This is a genomic window from Thermoactinospora rubra, from assembly GCF_002093975.1.
Classification (GTDB): Bacteria; Actinomycetota; Actinomycetes; order Streptosporangiales; family Streptosporangiaceae; genus Nonomuraea; species Nonomuraea rubra_A.
On sequence record NZ_KZ084330.1, the window covers coordinates 220,379 to 239,718 of the forward strand.

Sequence of the window (19,340 nt, forward strand, 5' to 3'; positions counted from 1 at the left end):
CGCCGTCGCAGGGAGGTCTCGTCATGGGTGGGTTCACATCGCCGGTCGTCAGGGTACGGCCGGACCTGGCGGCGGGGGAGCGGGAAGCGCTCACCCGGCGGCTCGACTACGAGCGCGCGACGCTGCTGACCAAGCTGGAGGGGCTCGACGACGAGCGGCTGCGGCGGATCGGCACGCCTTCGGGCCTCAGCCTGCTCGGCCTGGTCAAGCACCTGACGGAGACCGAGCACGGCTGGTTCGTGCAGGACTTCGCCGGGATCGCCGAGCCCGACCCGTACTCCACGCCCGAGGACCGGGGCGCGGCCTTCCGCGTCCAGCCGCACGAGACCACGCGGGACATCGTGGAAGCCTACCTGGCGGTGTGCGAGCGAGCCCGCGAGATCGTCGCGCGGGCGCAGCTCGACGACCGGTGCGTCACCCCGTGGGGCGAGCAGGCGAGCCTGCGCGGCGTCCTGCTGCACATGATCGAGGAGACCGCCCGCCACAACGGGCACGCGGACGTGATCCGGGAGGCGATCGACGGGGTCACGGGTCTCTAGGCGCGCGCAGGGCCGTCGGTCAGGGCGTGGGCGTGGCCGAAGACTTCGGGGCCGACGCGGGCGAGGAAGTCGCCGGGGAAGCCGAGGGCGAAGCCGGTGGCGGCCTCCAGGCGCTCCATGGCCTCCTGCGGGAGGGCGACGTCGAGGGCGCCCAGGGTGTCGCGGAGCTGGCCGGCGGTTCGCGCGCCGACGACGGGGTGGACGGCGGGGGAGCGGTGCAGGGTCCACGCGATCGCCACCTGGGCCGGGGTGGCCCCGAGCGAGGCGGCGACCTCGCGGACCTCCCGCGCGACGGCATGCTGCTCGGGGCGGACGGACCGCAGGTCCAGGCGCGCGGGTGGCACAGCGGCCTGGGGCGAAGAGCCGCCGGAGCCGCGATGCGGGGTGTACTTGCCGGTCAGCACGCCGTGCCCCAAGGGGCCCCAGGCGGCCACCGTCATGCCGAGCGCCTCGGCCATGGGCAGCAGCTCGCGTTCGACGTCGCGCGTGAGCAGGCTGTAGGGCGCCTGGAGAGCCGCCAAGGGGGTCAGGCCGCGCCACTCGGCCAGCGTGGCGGCGCGGGCGGTGAGCCAGGCCGGGGCGTCGGAGATGCCGATGGCCAGCACCTTGCCCGACCGGACGGCGTCGTCCAGGGCCCGCAGCGTCTCCTCGATCGGGGTGTGCGGGTCGCGGAGGTGTACCCAGTACAGGTCGACATGGTCGGTGCGGAGCCGGCGCAGGCTCGCCTCCAGGGCGGCGCGGAGGTTCTTGCGGTGCGCCCCGGCCGCGTTGGGGTCGGCCGGGTCGCGTGTGACGCCGAACTTGGTGGCCACCACGAACCGGTCGCGCCGTCCTCGCAGGAGCTCGCCGAGGACCGACTCGCTGCGGCCGTCGCCGTAGAAGTCCGCCGTGTCGATCACGTTGCCGCCCGCCTCGCCGTACACGTCCAGCACGCGGCGCGCCTCCTCCGGGGAGCCGAACGTCATCGCGCCGAGGAACAGCCGGGAGACTCGCAAGCCGGTGCCGCCCAGCGGCCGGTACCGCATCAGCGCTCCCCGCGGTAGCCGTACAGGAAGACCCGGACGGCGGCGGCGACCAGTTCGGCCGTCCGCGACGACGACGGCGGCGGGTCGTGCGGCGACGGCGCCGCGGTGGCGATCAGCGCCATGAGGTGGCGGGCCGCCAGCTCTGGATCGGAGAGCGGGAGGAGCTCGCCGAGCCGCCGGGCCAGCTCCCGCTTGACGCGCCGCGGCCCGGCCTCCTGCCAGGCCTCGATGGCCTCCGGCGGGATGTGGCCGGCTTCGGCGTTGATCTGCCGGACCAGCGCGAAATGCGCCTCGTCGCCCGGCGAGGGAGCGGCCATGGCCACGCCGAAGTCGGTCAGGTCGGCCTCCAGGTCGGTGACCTTGCGCAGGAAGCGGTCGATGGCCGCCAGCTGGGTCTCGGCCGCGCGGGCGCCGCTGTCGCGGATGACGGCCTGGAAGAGCCCGGCCTTGTCGGTGAAGTGCTTGTAGATCGTGCGCGTGGACACGCCGGCCTCGGCGGCGATCGCGTCGATGCTCGCGCGGGTGTAGCCGTCGCGTGCGAACACCGTCAGCGCCCCGGTGAGGATCGCGCGGCGCTTGCCGGCGGTGCGGGTGGTCATCCGGCCTCCAGAAGTACAAGGATCGTTTTACAAACTACCACGATCGTTGTACTTTTGGGGCCATGACGATTCACATTGCCATCGTGGTGGGCAGCACCCGCCGTCCTCGGAGCCGTACGGCTGTCGCCGCCGAGTGGGTCCGCCAGGTCGCCGAGCGGCATCCCGACGTGGTGTCGGGCCGGGTCGCCCTCGGCCTGGTCGACCTGGCCGAGCACGACCTCCCGCCGCTGGACGAGCCCCTGCCCGCGCTGTTCGGCGACTACCGCCACGAGCACACCCGCCGGTGGGCGGCGACGGTCGCCTCCTACGACGGGTTCGTGTTCGTGACGCCGGAGTACAACCACTCCATGCCGGCCGCGCTGAAGAACGCCGTCGACTACCTGTTCGCCGAGTGGAACGACAAGGCGGCCGGGTTCGTGAGCCACGGCGTGGCCGGGGGAGTGCGCGCCGTGGAGCACCTGCGGCAGGTGCTGGCCGAGGTCAAGGTGGCGACGGTGCGCAGCCAGGTGGCGCTGTCGGCCTTCGCCGACTTCCAGGTCGCCGACCCGGCCGAGCCGGGGGTGATCGCGCCGGGGCCGCACCAGGAGCCGACGCTCATGGAGCTGCTGGAGGAGCTGTTCGCCTGGGCCGGGGCGCTGAAGGCGCTCAGGGAGACCGGCGCGGGGGCCCTGGCCGGCTGAGCGGCCGTCAGGACTCCGGCGGCGCGGTCACGGTGCGCAGCCGCAGCACGAAGCGGGCGTCGCGGTCGACGACGAGGGTCCCGTGGTGCGCCTCGGCCACCTCCCGTGCTATCGCCAGGCCCAGCCCGGTGCCGCCGCAGTCGCGGCTGCGCGCGCTGTCCAGACGGGTGAAGCGCTCGAAGATGCGCTCGCGGAAGTCCTCGGGAATCGGCGGCCCGTCGTTCTCGACGGCCAGCTCCGCCATGTCGCCGTCCAGGCGCAGCGTCACCTCGATCCGCGAGCGCGCGTGCCGCTCGGCGTTGTCCAGGACGTTGCCGACCAGGCGCTCGATCTGGAAACGCACCCCGTGGATCAGCACGCCGTCGGCGAGGGAGGCGCTGACCGGCACGCGGCTGTCGCGGTCCGACAGCAGCTTGCCCACCAGCATGCCCAGGTCCATGGTCTCCTTGACGACGTCCATGCGCGAGCCGATGCGGGCCAGCAGCAGCAGGTCGGTGATGATGGCCTCGACCCGGTCGGTGTCGCGCAGGGCGCTGCCGACGAGCTGCAGCAGGTCGGTGTCCTCCGGGTAGAGCTGGGCGCTCTCCAGCTGGGCGCGCAGCCCGGCGATGGGTGTGCGCAGCTCGTGCGAGGCGTCGGAGGCGAACTGGCGCTGCTGGTCGGCCGAGCGTTCCAGCCGGTCCAGCGTGCCGTTGATGGACCTGGCCAGCTGGGCGATCTCGTCGTCGCCCGGCGGCTGGGTGACCCGCTGGCTGAGGTCGGTGGCGTTGACGGTGTCGAGCTCGTCGCGCATCTGGCGCACCGGCCGCATGGCCCGGCCGATGCCGTGCCACATGAGCCAGGCGATCAGCGCGACGACGGCGACCACGTTGACCGCCATGACGACGTCCGCGATCGGCGTGGTGAGCAGCGGCGGGGTGTGCTGGGCGGCGTAGACCACGACGGAGTCGGGCGCGGGAGTAGCGCGGATGGCGCTGACGTGCAGGCATCCGATGCTCAGGCATTCTGTCGTGTCGGCGATCCGCTGGTCCGGCCGGGGCACGATGTCGCTCAACGGCGGCAGGCGTTCCGCGCCGTGGCTGGCTGCCACGACCCGGCGCTGCGCGGTGACGACCTGGATCAGGTCGGCCCGCGAGCTCACGGGAAGCACGCCGCCCTCCAGCTCCCCCGCGCGCACCCGGGCCGTGACCTGGGCGGCTGCGATCCGGGTCTCCGCCCAGACGTTCCCGGCCACGACATGGCGAGTGACGTGGACGGCGCCGATGCCGATGGGGATGAGCACGAAGGCGGCGATGCCTGCTGCGATGAGCGTGACCCGTGCACGGACGGTCTTCGCCCATGTGCGTGCCACGTGGCGACCTTACTGACGGGATCATCAAGGAAGGTTATTTATTAGGAAAAATCACCTCATTTCTTGAAACCGATCCCCGAATAGATCATCTTCGCCAGGTCCGGATCCCAGAACGGCGTGTCGGTCTCGTCGCCGAAGGGCCACACCGTCACCACGCCGTTGACCAGGCCCGGCGGGGTGAGCTCGAAGTCACCGAAGAAGCGCCGGACCTCGGCTTCCGATCGCGGGTTCATCGACGTGCCGGCGTGGCGGTACAGCTCCACGATCCGGTCGGTGCGCTCGGGCAGCGTGTCCCCGGCGACGTGCGAGATCACCAGGTAGCTGCCCGGAGCCAGGGCGTCGCGGTAGGCCGCGGTGAAGGCGTGCGGGTCGTCGGCGTCGGGGATCATGTGGAGGAAGAACAGCATGAGCAGCGCCACGGGCCGGTCGAAGTCCAGCAGGCCGCGCACCTGCGGGTCGGCGAGGACCGCCGCGGGGTCGCGGGCGTCGGCCTGGACCATCGCCACCCGCTCCGGCTCCTCCAGCAGCGCCCGGCCGTGGGCGCAGACCACCGGGTCGTTGTCGACGTACACGACACGCGCGTCCGGGGCGAGGCGGTGGGCGACCTCGTGGACGTTCTGGTGCGAGGGCAGGCCGGAGCCCAGGTCGAGGAACTGCCGGATGCCCTGCCCGACCAGGTACTGCACGAACCGGCCGACCATGGACCGGTACATCCTGATGTGGTCGCGGGTCTCCGGCAGCACCTGCATGACCAGGTCGCCCAGCTCCCGGTCGGCCTTGAAGTTGTCCTTGCCGCCCAGCAGGTAGTCGTACACCCGCGCCGCGTTGGGGACCGTGGGGTCGACGCCCGGTGGCGCGCTCTCGTCCGTCATGTCTCACATGATCGTGATATTTCGGTGGAACTTCTACTGATACTTCCACTGGCTCACAGCTGCACCCACACGGTCGTGTCGGGCGGCACCACGCCCTCGTCGTCGAGCGCTTCGCTGGCCAGCAGCACCCGGCCGGCCAGCCCCAGGTCGGCCAGCGCGACGGCCTGCTCCCCGGTGTTGACCACGACCGCGAGCCCCGGGTCCCGCTGCAGGGCCAGCACCTCCTCGGGCGAGGCGAGCCAGGTCAGCGTGCCGCCGCCGAGCGCCGGGTGCTCCCGCCGGATGCGCAGCGCCCTGCGGTACAGGTTGAGCGTGGAGCCCGGGTCGCGGTCCTGGGCCTCGACGGTGAGCGCCGCCCAGGACTCCGGTTGCGGCAGCCACGGCGGGGCCGAGCCGGGAGGTCCGAACCCGAAGCCGCCCGCCGCCGTCCCCGACCAGGGCAGCGGCACCCGGCACCCGTCGCGGCTGTCGCCGGTGCGCCGGAAGGCGGGGTCCTCGCGCAGCTCGTCGGGCAGGTCGAGCACCTCGGGCAGGCCGAGCTCCTCGCCCTGGTAGAGGTAGGCCGAGCCGGGCAGGGCGAGCATGAGCAGGGTGGCGGCGCGGGCGCGGGCGAGGGAGCCGTAGCGGGTGACGTGCCGCTTGACGTCGTGGTTGGACAGCACCCAGGTGGTGGGCGCGCCGACGATCCGCGCCTCGGTGAGCGACTTGTCGATCACCTCGCGGAAGGACTTGGCGTCGAAGCCGGCCAGCAGGAAGTCGAAGTTGAAGGCCTGGTGCAGCTCGTCGGGCCCGATGTAGCGGGCCAGCCGCGCGGGGGAGGACACCCACGCCTCGGCCACGGCCATCCGCCCGCCCGGGTAGGAGTCGAGGATGGGCCGCCACTCGCGGTAGATCTCGTGCACGCCGTCCTGGTCGAAGTACGGCACGGTCTCGTCGCCCAGCATCTCGGCCTGGCGGCCCTCCTTGGGGCCGACGTCGGGCAGCCCGTGGGCCTTGACCATGCCGTGGGCCACGTCGACGCGGAAGCCGTCGACGCCGCGGTCCAGCCAGAAGCGCAGGATGTCGCGGAACTCCGCGCGCACCTCCGGGTGCTCCCAGTTGAGGTCGGGCTGGGTGGGGTCGAACAGGTGCAGGTACCACTGCCCGTCCTCGACCTGGGTCCAGGCCGGGCCGCCGAAGATGGACTCCCAGTCGTTGGGCGGGCCGCCGGTGGCCGAGTCGCGGAAGATGTAGCGGTCCCGGCCGATCCCGCGCAGCGCCTCCCGGAACCACGGATGCTCGCAGGAGGTGTGGTTGGGCACCAGGTCGACGATGACGCGGATGCCGAGCGCGTGGGCGTCGGCCACGAGCGCGTCGAAGTCGGCCAGCGTGCCGAAGCGCGGGTCGACGTCGCGGTAGTCGGCCACGTCGTAGCCGCCGTCGTGGAGCGGCGAGGTGTAGAAGGGGCTCAGCCAGATCGCGTCCACGCCGAGCCGGCCGAGGTAGCCCAGGCGGTCGCGGACGCCGCGCAGGTCGCCGGTGCCATCACCGTCGGCGTCGGCGAAGCTGCGCGGATAGACCTGGTAGACGACGGCGTCGCGCCACCAGTCGTTGTCGGAGTTCGTCACGTTGGCGCCTGTCCTTCGCGTCTGTGGGGGTCGACCCCGGACCATAGCGTAACTTGCTGCAACTTGCTGAATATGGATGACAGAGATCCGCGGCCAAGGCTAGGCCAAACTAGGGCGTATCAGGTCGCAGTCCTGTAAAAGTCTGTTGCAAGTTGTTCCAATTTTTGCAAAGAGCCGCTAACGTCCCCGACACATCCCAGAGCCTTACCAGGAGGAGTCATGCGCATCCGAGCGCTGGCCGCTCTCGCGAGCGTGGCCTTCGCCGCCACGGCCTGTGGCGGCAGTGCCGAGACCCCTTCGGCCACCCAGACCCAGGCCGCGCCCGCCGCATCCACCCCCGCGGCCGGTGGCGGAAAGCTGGTGATCTGGTCCGAGGGCGCCAAGCGCACCGCCGCTCTGAAGCCCTTCGCCGAGCAGTTCGGCAAGGAGAACGGCGTCACGGTCGAGATCAAGGAGATCGCCGACAACCCGCAGCAGACCTTCGTGACCGCCTCCCAGCAGGGCAGCGGGCCCGACGTCATGGTCGGCGCGCACGACTGGATCGGCAACATGGTGCAGAACGGCGCCGTCGAGCCGGTCAACCTCACCGAGGAGCAGAAGGCCGCGCTCAACCCGGTCGCGCTCAAGGCCGTCACCTTCAACGGCCAGGTGTACGGCGCGCCGTACGCGGTGGAGAACCTGGCGCTCATCCGCAACACCACGCTCGCCCCCGACACGCCCGCGACCTTCGACGAGGTCGTGGCCAAGGGCGCCGAGCTGAAGAAGGCCGGCAAGGTCAAGGAGATCCTGTGCCTGCAGGTCTCCCAGCGCGGCGACGCCTACCACGCCTACCCGCTGTTCGCCTCCGCGGGCGGCGCGCTGTTCGGCACCACGGCCGGCGGCGACCCCGACCCCAAGCAGGTGCTCATCGGCGGCGGCGACTCGGTCAAGGCCTGGGGCAAGCTGGGCGAGCTGGGCAAGCAGGGCGTGCTGAAGGCCTCCATCACGCCGGAGAACTCCATCGCCACCTTCGCCGACGGCAAGTGCGCCTTCCTGGTCTCCGGCCCGTGGGCGATGAACGACGTGCGCAAGGCCGGCTTCTCCTACGACATCTCGCCGATCCCGCCGTTCGAGGGCGGCAAGCCCGCCACCCCGTTCGTGGGCGTGCAGGCCTTCTTCGTGGCCGCCAAGGGCCAGAACAAGGTCCTCGCCCAGGAGTTCGTCACCAACTACGTGACCAACACCGAGGTCGCCAAGGCCCTCTACCAGGCCGACCCGCGGCCCCCGGCGCTGACCGCCGCCCTGGAGGAGGTCAAGGCCTCCGACCCCGACGCGGTGAAGTTCCTTGACGCCGGCAAGGACGGCCTGCCCATGCCGGCCATCCCCGAGATGGCGGCCATCTGGGAGCCGTTCGGCATCGCCGAGGTGTCCGTCATCAAGGGCGGCGACCCGGCCAAGGCCGCCAAGGCCGCGCAGGACGCCGTCGAGAAGTCGCTCAGGAAATAACGGCACATGTCCGCTCCGAGCGTCACGAAGGCCGCGCGGGACGACACCGCGCGGCCCTCGGGCCCCCGGCGCCGGGAGATCACCACGGGGTTCGTCGTCACCCGCATCGCCGTGCTGGGCGTGGCGGCGGCCCTGCTGCTGTACGCGCTGCCGCCGCTGGTGGCCGACGAGTCGTGGCCGGCGGTGGTCGTGGTCTGCCTGGCGACGGCGGCCATCGCCGCCCTCTACCTGACCCGGCGGTTCGTCCCGGCCAAGTACCTGATCCCCGGCACGGTCTTCCTGCTGGCCTTCCAGGTGTTCCCCGTGCTGTACACCATGAGCACCGCGCTGACGAACTTCGGTGACGGGCACCGCGGCGGCAAGCAGGAGGCGATCGCGGCCATCGAGACCGCGTCGCTGCGGCAGGTGCCCGGCTCCCCCGAGTACGCCCTCACCGCCGCGCTCAAGGGCGACGAGCTGGTCTTCCTCCTGGTCGACACCAAGACCAAGCAGGTCCAGGCCGGCACGGAGGAGGGGCTGAGCCCCGTCGACGGCGCGAAGCTGAGCCTCACCGGCAAGGTGCTGGAGGCGCCGGGCTACACCGTGCTCACCACGGCCCAGGCGGCCGCCCGCGGCAAGGAGATCACCGGCCTGGCCGTGCCCACCTCCGGCGGCGCCATCAAGGCCAACGGCCTGAGCCGCGCGGTCGAGAGCAGGGCCGCGCTCGCCTACGACGCCTCCTGCGACTGCATCCAAGGAGAGGGCGGCCCGTGGCGGGCCGACGAGTCGCGCGGCTACTTCGTCAACGACAAGGGCGAGCACCTCGCGCAGGGCTGGCAGGTCAACGTCGGCCTGGCCAACTTCACCCGGGTGGTGACCGACCCCACGATCTCCGGCCACTTCCTGGCCGTCTTCGCCTGGAACCTGGTCTTCGCCACCGGCTCGGTGCTGTCGACCTTCGCCCTCGGCATGGCCGTGGCGCTGGCCCTGCACCATCCGAGGATGCGCGGCACCAAGATCTACCGCATCGTCATCGTCCTGCCGTACGCCATGCCGGCCTTCGCCATGCTGCTGGTCTGGCGCGACATGTTCAACCGCGACTTCGGCCTGATCAACAGCCTGACCGGGCTGAACCTCGACTGGCTGGGCGAGCCCACCACCGCCAGGATGGCGGTGCTGCTGGTCAACCTGTGGCTGGGCTTTCCGTACATGTTCCTCGTCACCACCGGCGCGCTGCAGGCCATCCCCCGGGAGATGACCGAGGCGGCCGGCATCGACGGCGCCTCGCCCTGGCAGGCCTTCCGCCGCGTGACGCTGCCGCTGCTGCTGGTGGCGCTGGCCCCGCTGCTGATCTCGTCGTTCGCCTTCAACTTCAACAACTTCAACGCCATCCAGCTGACCACCGGCGGCGGGCCGTTCGACGTGGACAACACCCAGGTCGGCAAGACCGACCTGCTGATCACCTACACCTTCCGGCTGGCCTTCGGCACCGGCTCGGCGCAGTTCGGCTTCGCCGCGGCGATCTCGGTGTTCATCTTCGCGCTGGTGGCCACGATCTCGGCCATCGGCTTCCGCATGACGCGCAAGCAGGAGGAGGTGTATCGGTGAAGCTCGCGCTCAGGCACGTCTTCGTGCTCGTGGTGTGCGCCTTCGCGCTGTTCCCCATCGTGTTCGTGGTCTCGGCGGCGCTCAACCCGCTGGGCACGCTGGCCTCCTCCGACCTGATCCCGGACGGCGCGAGCCTGGACAACGTCGCCAAGCTGCTGTCCTCCGAGGCCTACCCGTTCGGCCGGTGGTTCCTCAACTCCATCGGCGTCGCGCTGGCCGCCTCCTTCACCAGCCTGCTGCTGAGCCTGCTGGCGGCCTACGCCTTCAGCCGGATGCGCTTCAAGGGCCGCCGCACAGGCCTGATGTCGCTGCTGCTCATCCAGATGTTCCCGCAGTTCCTCGCCATCGTGACGATCTTCATGATCTTCACGCGGGTGACCGAGCTGTACCCGGCCTTCGGCTTCGACAGCGTCTCCGGCCTGATGATCCTCTACATGGGCGGCGCGCTGGGAGCCAGCACGTGGCTGATGAAGGGGTTCCTGGACACCGTGCCCAAGGAGCTGGACGAGTCGGCCACGGTCGACGGCGCCACCCACGCGCAGATCTTCTGGCGCATCATCCTGCCGCTGGTCACCCCGATCCTCGCCGTCACCGGCCTGCTGGCGTTCATCGGCTACATGAACGAGTTCATCCTGGCCAGCGTGTTCCTGCGGGACCCGGAGGCCAAGACGCTCGCGGTCGGCATGTTCGGCATGCTGTCCGGCGACGCGCGCAACACCAACTTCGGCATGTTCGCCGTGGGCACCCTCATCACCGCGATCCCGACCGTCGGGGTCTTCATGTGGCTGCAGAAGTACATCGTCTCCGGGCTCACCGCCGGCGCAGTGAAAGGATGACCTTGCCCATCGACCTGCACGACCAGCCTCATCACGACGGCTCGGCCCTGTACGTCTCCACCGCCGCCCCGCGCCTCGGCGAGCGCGTGACCGTGTGGGTGCGCGTGCCGTACGACGTGGAGTCCGTCCACGTGCGGGCCGTCCACGACGGCGAGCCGCGCTACCACGCCGCCGCCGTCGACCCCGATCGCACCGGCCGGCCCGTCGGCGGGTACGGCAGTGCCGACACCTGGTGGAAGGCCGAGATCACCGCGGTCAACCCCGTCACCCCGTACCGCTTCCTGCTGGGCGGGCGCACCTGGCTCACCGCGGCCGGCGTCGCCGACCACGACGTGCCCGACGCCACCGACTTCAAGCTCCTCACCCACGAGCCGCCGCCCGCCTGGCTGGCCGACGCCGTCGTCTACCAGATCTTCCCCGACCGCTTCGCCCGCTCCGGGGCGCGGCGGGAGCCGCCGGAGTGGGCGCTTGTCCGGGACTGGGACACCGACCCGGTGCTCCCCGGCGGCCCCGGCGTGCAGCGGCAGTTCTACGGCGGCGACCTCGACGGCATCACCCAGCGCCTGGACCACATCCAGCAGCTGGGCGCCAACACCGTCTACCTGACGCCGTTCTTCCCGGCCCGTTCCAACCACCGCTACGACGCCTCCAGCTTCGACCGCGTCGATCCGGTGCTGGGCGGCGACGAGGCGCTGCACCGGCTGGCCGACGCCGTGCACGCGCGCGGCATGCGGCTGCTGGGCGACATCACCCCCAACCACTGCGGCGACGCGCACGAGTGGTTCGTCGCCGCCGTGTCGGATGTGGACGCCCCCGAGCGGGAGATGTTCTACTTCGACCCCGACACCGGCGACTACGAGTCCTGGTGGGGCGTCAAGACGCTGCCCAAGCTCAACTGGGGCAGCGAGCTGGTGCGCGAGCGCATGACCGGGGTGCTCACGCGCTGGCTCGGCCCGCTGGACGGCTGGCGGGTGGACGTGGCCAACATGACCGGCCGCCTGGGCGCCGACGACCACGCCCACGAGGTGGCCGCGCTGCTGCGCCGGGCCGTCGGCGACCACGCGCTCATCGCCGAGCACAACCACGACGCCTCGGCGGACCTGGACCGCGACGGCTGGCAGGGCACCATGAACTACTCCGGCTTCACCCGGCCGGTGTGGGCCTGGCTGCGCGGCCCGCACCTGGAGCTGGAGCAGTTCCTCGGGGCGCCGGGCCCGGTGCCGCTGCGCGACGGCGTGCAGACGCTGGCCACCTTCCGGGCCTTCGCCGCCCGCATGTCGTGGCGCTCGCTGGTGCACTCGTGGAACCTGCTGGACTCCCACGACAGCCCCCGCGTCAGGACCGTCACGGGCTCCTTCGAACGGCACCTGCTGGCCCTGGGCCTGCAGGCGACGCTGCCCGGCGCGCCCATGGTCTTCGCCGGCAGCGAGTTCGGCCTGACCGGGACCAACGGCGAGCACTCGCGCACGCCCATGCCGTGGAACCGGCCGCGCGACGACGCCATGCACGCCGCCTATCGGCAGCTGCTCGGCCTGCGCGCCGCCGAGCCCGCGCTGCGCCGCGGCGGGCTGCGCTGGCTGCACGCCGACGCCGACTGCCTGGTCTTCCTGCGGGAGACCGAGGCCGAGTCGGTGCTGGTGTGCGTGCGGCGGGCGGCCGGGCGGCCGGTGCGCCTGCCGTACCGGGGCCGGGCCAGGGGCCTGTACAACGCTGGTGACCTGCGGGAGCTGGTTTTGCCGGGAGATGGGCCGAGCCTGCGTCTCTGGCGGCTGGCCATGTGACGTCTGTGACGCTACGTTCACGGTGTGAAACACGCGCTGTGGCTGATCGCGGCGATCATGCCGTCCGCCCTGCCCCTGCCCGCGTACGGCGGGGCGGGCACGACCTACTACGTCGACTCCCGTTCCGGTGACGACTCGGCGGCCGGCACCAGTCCCGGCACGGCCTGGCGATCCCTGGAGAAGGTCGCCTCCGCGGGCCTGAAGCCGGGCGACGTCGTCAGCTTCGCCCGCGGCGGCTCCTGGCGGGGGCCGCTGCCGCTGGAGGCCGACGGCACCGCGGCCCGGCCGATCTCGGTGCGGGCCCACGGCTCCGGCGCCCGGCCCAGGATCACCGGGCCCGAGGGCTGCGTCGTCGTCTCCGGCGACCACTGGCGGGTGCGCGAGCTGCGGGCCTCCCGCTGCCGCTGGGCCGGCTTCGAGGTCTCCGGCGACCACAACGAGCTGGCCGGCGTCGCCGCCGACGGCAACGTGGCCGGGGTCTGGATCACTCCGGACGGCTCGCGCAACGTCGTGCGCGACAGCGAGCTGACCGGCAACGACCGCATGAGCGTCAACACGCCGGGCGGCGACGACGACTCCGGCGCCTTCGGCGTCCTGCTCAACGGCGACGACAACCTGGTCACCGGCAACCGCATCAGCGGCAGCTACGCCGCCAGCCACGACTACGGCGCCGACGGCGCGGCGGTCGAGGTCTTCAACGGCGACCGCAACCGCGTCACCCACAACGTCGCGGCCGACAACCTGACCTTCACCGAGCTGGGCGCGGAGGAGGGCAAGACGGCCACCGGCAACCTGTTCGCCTTCAACGTCGTGACCTCCTCGCGGTCGCGCGCCGCCTTCCTCGTCACGCGCGGCGCCGGGCACGCCCTCGGCCCGGTCAAGGGCACGGTCGCGGTGCACAACTCCGTGCACCTGCCGGGCCGCCGCACGCTGGGCTGGTCCTGCCACGACGGCTGCTCGCCGGGGATCCTCGTGCTGCGCAACAACGTCATCGCGGTGGGCGGCCTGATGGGCCACGAGGACGGCAAGGGCGCCGACGAGGGCGGCAGCGTCTACGCCGGGCGCGAGCGGGACTTCAAGCTCGGCCCCAGGTCCGTGGTGGCCGACCCGAGGTTCGTCTCGCGCACCGACCTGCGGCTGCGTCCCGGCTCGCCCGCGCTGGGGCGAGGGCTGCCGCTCAAGGCCGGGTGGTTCGGCGGGAGCGCGCCGCTGACCTCGCGGTCCCCGGACGCGGGGGCCTACCAGTCCCGCCCCTCCACCTTGAAAGCGCACTTTACACCGAGATAACCCCAGTTGTCAGAATAAAGGCCTTATGTCTAGATAAAAGACAGGAATGGCCTCATGCTGGTGAAACATCCCCGGAACGCGGCGGTAATCTCGCTGCGGCATCGTGGACCACGTCGGTGATCAGAGGAACGGTGTCATGCTGCTGCGACTGAGGATCTCACTGCCCGACCGGCCGGGCGGTCTGGGCCACGTTGCCAGGGCGCTGGGCGTGCTCGGCGCCGACATCCTGCAGGTGACCGTGCTGGAACGCGAGGCCGGACGCGCGGTCGACGACTTCGTGGTCAGCTGGCCCGGCCAGACCACCCCCGAGGCGGTGCTGCAGCGGCTGTCGGCGGTGCAGGGCGCGCGCGTCGAGGCGGTGTGGCCGACCCGGCGGGTGCCCGGCAGCGCGCAGGACTACGAGCTGCTGCTGCAGGTCACCTCCGACCCGGCGCGCGGCCTGGCCACGCTCGTGGACGCCCTTCCCGTGCTGTGCGGGGCCGAGTGGGCCGCCGCCCTGACCCCGGCGGAGGTACGGCACCGCAGCGTGAGCGCGCCCGAGGAGATCAAGATACCCGGCCCCTGGCCGGTGCGTCCCCAGGCCACCGTCGAGGGGGACACGCGCCTGATGCTGATCCCGGAGGGGGAGACGACCGTGGTCGTGGGCCGCACGCAGGGCCCGCCGTACCACCGGGTGGAGCTGGAGCGGGCCGCCTCCCTGGTCGCCGTGGTCACCAAGCTGGCCGCCGGGCGGGCAGGCGGGTGAGCCCGCCGCGCGCCGGGCCCGGACGGGACCCGGCGGCGGCTCTCACGTGCACGGGCTCACCTGCGGGGCGGGTCGATGCGGGCGCCGTCCGGCGTGAACAGCATCACGCGGGTCAGGTCCACCGCCACCTTGGCCGGGTCGCCCACCCGCCACACCGGCCGGGAGCCGAGCCGGACGATGAGGTCGGAGCGGCGGTGGATGCCGCCGGCGACGCCGCCGGCGCCCACGCGCTCCTGGGGCGGCAGCTCCTCCTCCTGGGCGAACAGCCGCCGGACCATCCCGCGCAGCCCGGCGCGGTCGCGCTTGTGCCCGTTGGCCGTGACGCGCTGGTCGGGCGGCTCGGGGACGGGCGCGGCCGGGATCCCGCACTCCACGTAGGCCATCCACTCGTGGCCGTGGTACTCCAGCGCCCGCACCCGGCCGAAGATGGACGGCCCCTCGTAGGACTCCGGCACCGGCGCCAGCCCGTCGGGACGCATCCCGACGAGGATCTGGTGGCCGACGTGCTGGGAGGTGGCGTAGGCCCGCGGATCGCTCCAAGGCAGGATCAGGTGGTGCGGGCCGAAGTCCAGCAGCACGTAGGCGTTCTGCGGCGTGTGGACGCCCGCCGCCATCAGGTTGAGCTGCTGGGAGTTGAGGAACGCCGCGGTGAAGGCGGTGGCTGGATCGTTGTAGATCTGCGCCGGGGTCCCGACGTCCTGCAGCACGCCCCGGTTGAGGATGGCGATGCGGTCGGCCAGCGTGAGCGCCTCGACCTGGTCGTGGGTGACGTAGATGGTCGTCACGCCGAGCGACCTGACCAGCGAGGAGATCTCCATCCGCAGCTCGGTGCGCATGCCCGCGTCCAGGTTGGACAGCGGCTCGTCCATGAGGAAGATCTTGGGCTGGCGGACGATGGCCCGCCCCATCGCCACCCGCTGGCGCTGGCCGCCCGACAGCGTGTGCGGGCGGCGCTCCAGGGTCTCCTCGATGTGCAGGGCCTTGGACAGGTGCTCCACCCGCTCCCGCACGGCCCCCGGGTCCTCCTTGGCGATCTCCAGGGGGAAGGCCATGTTGCCGCGCACGGTCCTGTGGGGGTAGAGGGCGCCGTTCTGGAACACCATCGCGACGTCACGCTCGCGCGGGGTCAGCTGGTTGGCCAGCTTGCCGTCCAGCCACAGGTCCCCGCCGGTGATCTCCTCCAGGCCGGCGATCATGCGCAGGAGCGTGGACTTGCCGCAGCCCGACGGGCCGAGCAGGACGAGGAACTCCCCGTTCTCGGCCTTGAGACTCACGCGGTCGACGGCCAGATGGCCGCCCGGGTACACCTTGGTCACCTTGTCGAGAACGACCGAGCTCATAGGTCAACACACCTTGCGCCAGTGATTGATGAGGTAGTACATCGCGGCCCGGCGCAAGGTGTCCAGAGTTAACAAGAAAAATCATGATACTTACAACCTTCTGTGGTATTTCGGTCATGCAAGGTCTTGCGTAAACTTGCGGCAACCATTTGCCAACGAGTGATCGACCTCCGCGGGGGACTTCATGACCGACTGGTGGCGTGACGCCGTGATCTACCAGGTCTACGTGCGCAGCTTCGCCGACGGCAACGGCGACGGCGTGGGCGACCTGATCGGCGCCAGGCAGCGCCTGCCGTACCTGAAGGACCTGGGCGTGGACGCGATCTGGCTGACGCCCTTCTACCCCTCTCCCATGGCCGATTTCGGCTACGACGTGGCCGACTACCGGGACGTGGACCCGCTGTTCGGCGCGCTGGGCGACGCCAAGGCGCTCATCAAGGACGCGCACGGGCTGGGGCTGCGGGTGATCGTCGACATCGTGCCCAACCACACCTCCTCGGCGCACCCGTGGTTCCGGGAGGCGCTGCGCGGGATCGGCCGGGACCGCTACATCTTCCGCGACTCCCGGGCGGGCGGGCCGCCCAACGACTGGGAGTCCATCTTCGGCGGGCCCGCGTGGACCCAGGTCGAGGACGGGCAGTGGTACCTGCACCTGTTCGACCCGGCCCAGCCCGATCTCAACTGGGAGCACCCGGAGGTCAACGCCGAGTTCGACTCGATCCTGCGCTTCTGGCTGGACCTGGGCGTGGACGGCTTCCGCGTCGACGTGGCCCACGGCATGGTCAAGCCCCGAGACCTGCCCGACATCGGTCACCCCGGCCAGGTGCGGCTCATCGGCTGCGAGCCCGTGCCGTACTTCGACAACGACGGCGTGCACGACATCCACCGCCGCTGGCGCAAGATCCTCGACTCCTACCCCGGCGAGCGGATCGGCGTCGCCGAGGCGTGGGCGCCCACGCCCGAGCGGCTGGCCGCCTACGTCCGGCCCGACGAGCTGCACCAGGCCTTCAACTTCCACTTCCTGTTCACCCCGTGGCAGGCGCCCGCGCTGCGCCGGGTGATCGACGAGTCGCTGGCCACCGCCGGGTCCGTGGGCGCGCCCACCACCTGGGTGCTGTCCAACCACGACGTCAAGCGGCACGTCACCCGCTACGGCTCCCTCGCCCGCGCCCGCGCCGCCACCCTGCTCATGCTCGCCCTGCCCGGCTCGGCCTACCTCTACCAGGGCGAGGAGCTCGGCCTCCCCGAGGTGCTCGACCTGCCGGAGGAGGTCTGCCAGGACCCGCAGCGGCTGCGCGCCCCCGACAGCGGGCGCGACGGCTGCCGGGTGCCGATCCCGTGGACCCGCTCGCTGGGCTGGCACCGGCCGTGGCTGCCGATCCCGCCCTCCTGGGGCGAGCTCAGCGTGGAGGCGCAGCACGGCGTGCCCGGCTCGACGCTGGAGCTGTACCGGGCGGCGCTGCGGCTCCGCCGTACCTTCCAAAGGGCCGGATACGAGACGTTGACCTGGCACGACTCGCCCGAGGGCACGCTGCTGTTCTCCCGCGGCGACCTGGTGTGCGCGGTCAACCTCACCGGCTCCACGGCGGGCCTGGTGACCGGCGAGGTGCTGCTGACGAGCGACACTCCGGAAGCCCTCGATTCCACCACGTGGTGGCGGGGCAGGGTTGCGTAAAGTGTCCATCATGAACGGTCCAGCCAGACTCGCCGACATCGCGGCCCAGGCGGGGGTGAGCGAGGCGACGGTGAGCCGCGTGCTGAACGGCAAGCCCGGCGTGTCCTCGGCCACCAGGCAGGCCGTGATGACGGCCCTGGACCTGATGGGCTACGAGCGGCCGCCGCGGCTGCGCCAGCGCAGCAACGGCCTCATCGGCCTGGTCACCCCCGAGCTCGACAACCCGATCTTCCCCGCCTTCGCGCAGGCCGTGGAGCGGGCCCTCACCCAGCACGGCTACACCCCGGTGCTGTGCACCCAGCTGCCCGGCGGCGCGCCGGAGGACGAGTTCACCGAGCTGCTGGTCGACCGCGGCGTCAGCGGCATCGTCTTCGTCTCCGGCCTGCACGCCGACACCACCGCCCGGATGGACCGCTACACGCGCCTCATCGACCGCGGGCTGCCGATCGTGCTGGTCGACGGCTACAACGAGGCCATCGACGCGCCCTTCATCTCGCCCGACGACCGCCTGGCCTCGCGGCTGGCCGTGCAGCACCTGGTGGACCTCGGCCACGAGCGCATCGGCCTGGCGCTCGGGCCGCGCCGCTTCGTGCCGGTCATCCGCAAGATCGAGGGGTACAAGCAGGCCATGGCCCAGCTGCTGGGCGCCACCGACGTCGACGACCTCATCGCCCACTCGCTGTTCTCGGTCGAGGGCGGCCAGGCCGCCGCCGCCCAGCTGCTGTCGCGCGGCTGCACGGGCATCGTGTGCGCGAGCGACCTCATGGCGCTGGGCGCCATCCGCGCATGCCGCCAGCGCGGGCTGTCGGTGCCGGGGGAGGTGTCGGTCGTGGGCTTCGACGACTCGCCGCTGATCGCCTTCACCGACCCGCCGCTGACCACGGTGCGCAAGCCGATCGGCGCGATGGCCTCGGCCGCCGTGCAGACGCTGCTGGAGGAGGTCAACGGGGCGCCCGCCCGGCACATCGAGCTCATCTTCCAGCCCGAGCTGGTCGTGCGCGGCTCCACCGGCTCCGGGCCGCTGGTGAACCGCTGATGCGCGACGTCCTCGTCATCGGCGGCGCCGGCGTCGACACCACGGTCTACGTGCCGCGGCTGCCGTTGCCGTACGCCGACACCTACGGCGTGCCGCCCGTGGTCGACCGCATCGGCAACACCGGCGCGGGCGTCGCGCTCGGCTGCGCGGCCCTCGGGCTGTCGGTCCGCTTCGTCGACCTCATCGGCGACGACCCGCAGGGCGCGCTCATCCGGCGGGCCATGAGCGGCGTCGACTTCGCCTGGGCCCCCGCGGCGGCCGGCACGCGCAGGAGCGTCCTGCTCGTGGGCCCCGACGGGCGGCGCACGTCGCTGTACGACGCGCGCGCCACGCCCGGCGAGCGGCTGCCGCGCTCGCTGTACGCGACCCCGGCCCGGCACGTGCACGTCTCGATCATGGACTTTGCGCGGCACGTCTACGACGACCTCGACGGCGTGCCGATCTCCACCGACCTGCACGACTGGGACGGGCGCAACGACTACCACAAGGACTTCGCCTACCGCTCGGACCTGGTGTTCCTGTCCGCGGCGGCGCTGACCGACCCCGAGGCCGCGATGCGGTCGATCATCGCCCACGGCCGCGCCTCGACCGTCGTGTGCACGCGCGGCGCCGACGGCTGCCTGGTGCTGGAGCGCGGCGGCCGGGTGACCGCCTTCCCGGCCGCGCCGCTCCCCGGCCCGGTCGCCGACACCAACGGCGCGGGCGACGCGTTCGTCTCCGGCTTCCTGTACGGCAGGCTGCGCGGCGCGGCGGTGGCGGAGTGCGTGCGCTACGGCGCGATAGCGGGCGCCCACGCCTGCGTCACGCCGGGCACCCACGAGAACCCCATCGACCTGGCCACGCTCACGGCGCGGCTGCCCGGGTGAGGATCTCCACCGGCACGTCGCGCAGGCGG

17 protein-coding genes are annotated in these 19,340 nt (G+C 71.9%); 11 read left to right on the forward strand and 6 right to left on the reverse strand.

What is annotated here, in order from left to right:
• Positions 1-23: 23 nt before the first annotated feature.
• The gene (locus tag BSB02_RS10840; RefSeq protein ID WP_084958581.1) at positions 24-539 is read left to right on the forward strand and encodes a DinB family protein; all 516 of its coding nucleotides are present in this window, start codon (positions 24-26) and stop codon (positions 537-539) included.
• On the opposite strand, the gene BSB02_RS10845 is transcribed toward BSB02_RS10840, so the two are convergent.
• Together BSB02_RS10845 and BSB02_RS10850 are read right to left on the reverse strand one after the other, a co-directional pair.
• The gene (locus tag BSB02_RS10845) at positions 536-1,564 is read right to left on the reverse strand and encodes an aldo/keto reductase (protein WP_084958582.1); all 1,029 of its coding nucleotides are present in this window, start codon (positions 1,562-1,564) and stop codon (positions 536-538) included. The genes BSB02_RS10840 and BSB02_RS10845 overlap by 4 nt on opposite strands.
• A complete protein-coding gene (locus tag BSB02_RS10850) occupies positions 1,564-2,163 on the reverse strand; it encodes a TetR/AcrR family transcriptional regulator (RefSeq protein WP_084958583.1) in 600 nt (199 codons plus the stop codon). The genes BSB02_RS10845 and BSB02_RS10850 overlap by 1 nt, the downstream gene beginning before the upstream one ends.
• Before the next feature lie 62 nt (positions 2,164-2,225).
• Here BSB02_RS10850 and BSB02_RS10855 point away from each other — a divergent pair, with 62 nt between their 5' ends.
• The gene (locus BSB02_RS10855) at positions 2,226-2,843 is read left to right on the forward strand and encodes an NADPH-dependent FMN reductase (RefSeq protein WP_084958584.1); all 618 of its coding nucleotides are present in this window, start codon (positions 2,226-2,228) and stop codon (positions 2,841-2,843) included.
• Positions 2,844-2,850: 7 nt separating this feature from the next.
• Here the strand turns inward: BSB02_RS10855 and BSB02_RS10860 are convergent, their stop codons facing one another.
• The 3 genes from BSB02_RS10860 to BSB02_RS10870 are packed head-to-tail and all read right to left on the reverse strand — an operon-like array spanning position 2,851 to position 6,718.
• A complete protein-coding gene (locus tag BSB02_RS10860; RefSeq protein ID WP_084958585.1) occupies positions 2,851-4,194 on the reverse strand; it encodes a sensor histidine kinase in 1,344 nt (447 codons plus the stop codon).
• A 56-nt stretch (positions 4,195-4,250) separates the two neighbouring features.
• Positions 4,251-5,066 carry an SAM-dependent methyltransferase gene (locus tag BSB02_RS10865; RefSeq protein ID WP_084958586.1) on the reverse strand — a complete coding sequence of 272 codons (816 nt, stop codon included), beginning with the start codon at positions 5,064-5,066 and terminating at the stop codon, positions 4,251-4,253.
• Between the two features lie 53 nt (positions 5,067-5,119).
• Positions 5,120-6,718 (reverse strand): glycoside hydrolase family 13 protein, encoded by a 1,599-nt coding sequence (locus BSB02_RS10870; protein WP_084958587.1) that lies wholly within the window; start codon positions 6,716-6,718, stop codon positions 5,120-5,122.
• Between the two features lie 174 nt (positions 6,719-6,892).
• Between BSB02_RS10870 and BSB02_RS10875 the strand changes: the two genes are divergently transcribed.
• The 6 genes from BSB02_RS10875 (at position 6,893) to BSB02_RS10900 (ending at position 14,394) form a co-directional block, all read left to right on the forward strand.
• A complete protein-coding gene (locus tag BSB02_RS10875) occupies positions 6,893-8,158 on the forward strand; it encodes a sugar ABC transporter substrate-binding protein (protein WP_084958588.1) in 1,266 nt (421 codons plus the stop codon).
• 6 nt (positions 8,159-8,164) lie between these two features.
• Positions 8,165-9,745 carry an ABC transporter permease subunit gene (locus BSB02_RS10880; protein WP_084958589.1) on the forward strand — a complete coding sequence of 527 codons (1,581 nt, stop codon included), beginning with the start codon at positions 8,165-8,167 and terminating at the stop codon, positions 9,743-9,745.
• Positions 9,742-10,581 carry a sugar ABC transporter permease gene (locus BSB02_RS10885; RefSeq protein WP_084958590.1) on the forward strand — a complete coding sequence of 280 codons (840 nt, stop codon included), beginning with the start codon at positions 9,742-9,744 and terminating at the stop codon, positions 10,579-10,581. Before BSB02_RS10880 ends, BSB02_RS10885 begins: the two co-directional genes overlap by 4 nt.
• The gene (locus BSB02_RS10890) at positions 10,578-12,362 is read left to right on the forward strand and encodes a glycoside hydrolase family 13 protein (protein WP_084958591.1); all 1,785 of its coding nucleotides are present in this window, start codon (positions 10,578-10,580) and stop codon (positions 12,360-12,362) included. Before BSB02_RS10885 ends, BSB02_RS10890 begins: the two co-directional genes overlap by 4 nt.
• A gap of 24 nt (positions 12,363-12,386) precedes the next feature.
• Positions 12,387-13,649 carry a right-handed parallel beta-helix repeat-containing protein gene (locus BSB02_RS10895; protein WP_240506345.1) on the forward strand — a complete coding sequence of 421 codons (1,263 nt, stop codon included), beginning with the start codon at positions 12,387-12,389 and terminating at the stop codon, positions 13,647-13,649.
• 136 nt (positions 13,650-13,785) lie between these two features.
• On the forward strand, positions 13,786-14,394 hold the full coding sequence (locus BSB02_RS10900; protein WP_084958592.1) for an ACT domain-containing protein: 609 nt from the start codon (positions 13,786-13,788) through the stop codon (positions 14,392-14,394).
• Between the two features lie 56 nt (positions 14,395-14,450).
• Here BSB02_RS10900 and BSB02_RS10905 read toward each other — a convergent pair whose 3' ends face one another.
• Complete coding sequence (locus BSB02_RS10905) at positions 14,451-15,734, reverse strand: ABC transporter ATP-binding protein (protein WP_084958593.1); 1,284 nt, start codon at positions 15,732-15,734, stop codon at positions 14,451-14,453.
• Between the two features lie 184 nt (positions 15,735-15,918).
• On the opposite strand from BSB02_RS10905, the gene BSB02_RS10910 reads away from it, so the two are divergent.
• The 3 genes from BSB02_RS10910 to BSB02_RS10920 are packed head-to-tail and all read left to right on the forward strand — an operon-like array spanning position 15,919 to position 19,311.
• Positions 15,919-17,409: a glycoside hydrolase family 13 protein gene (locus BSB02_RS10910; RefSeq protein ID WP_084958594.1), complete on the forward strand. Its 1,491-nt coding sequence runs from the start codon at positions 15,919-15,921 to the stop codon at positions 17,407-17,409.
• A gap of 10 nt (positions 17,410-17,419) precedes the next feature.
• Positions 17,420-18,445: a LacI family DNA-binding transcriptional regulator gene (locus BSB02_RS10915; protein ID WP_084958655.1), complete on the forward strand. Its 1,026-nt coding sequence runs from the start codon at positions 17,420-17,422 to the stop codon at positions 18,443-18,445.
• A complete protein-coding gene (locus tag BSB02_RS10920; RefSeq protein WP_084958595.1) occupies positions 18,445-19,311 on the forward strand; it encodes a carbohydrate kinase family protein in 867 nt (288 codons plus the stop codon). The genes BSB02_RS10915 and BSB02_RS10920 overlap by 1 nt, the downstream gene beginning before the upstream one ends.
• Positions 19,312-19,340 lie beyond the last annotated feature (29 nt).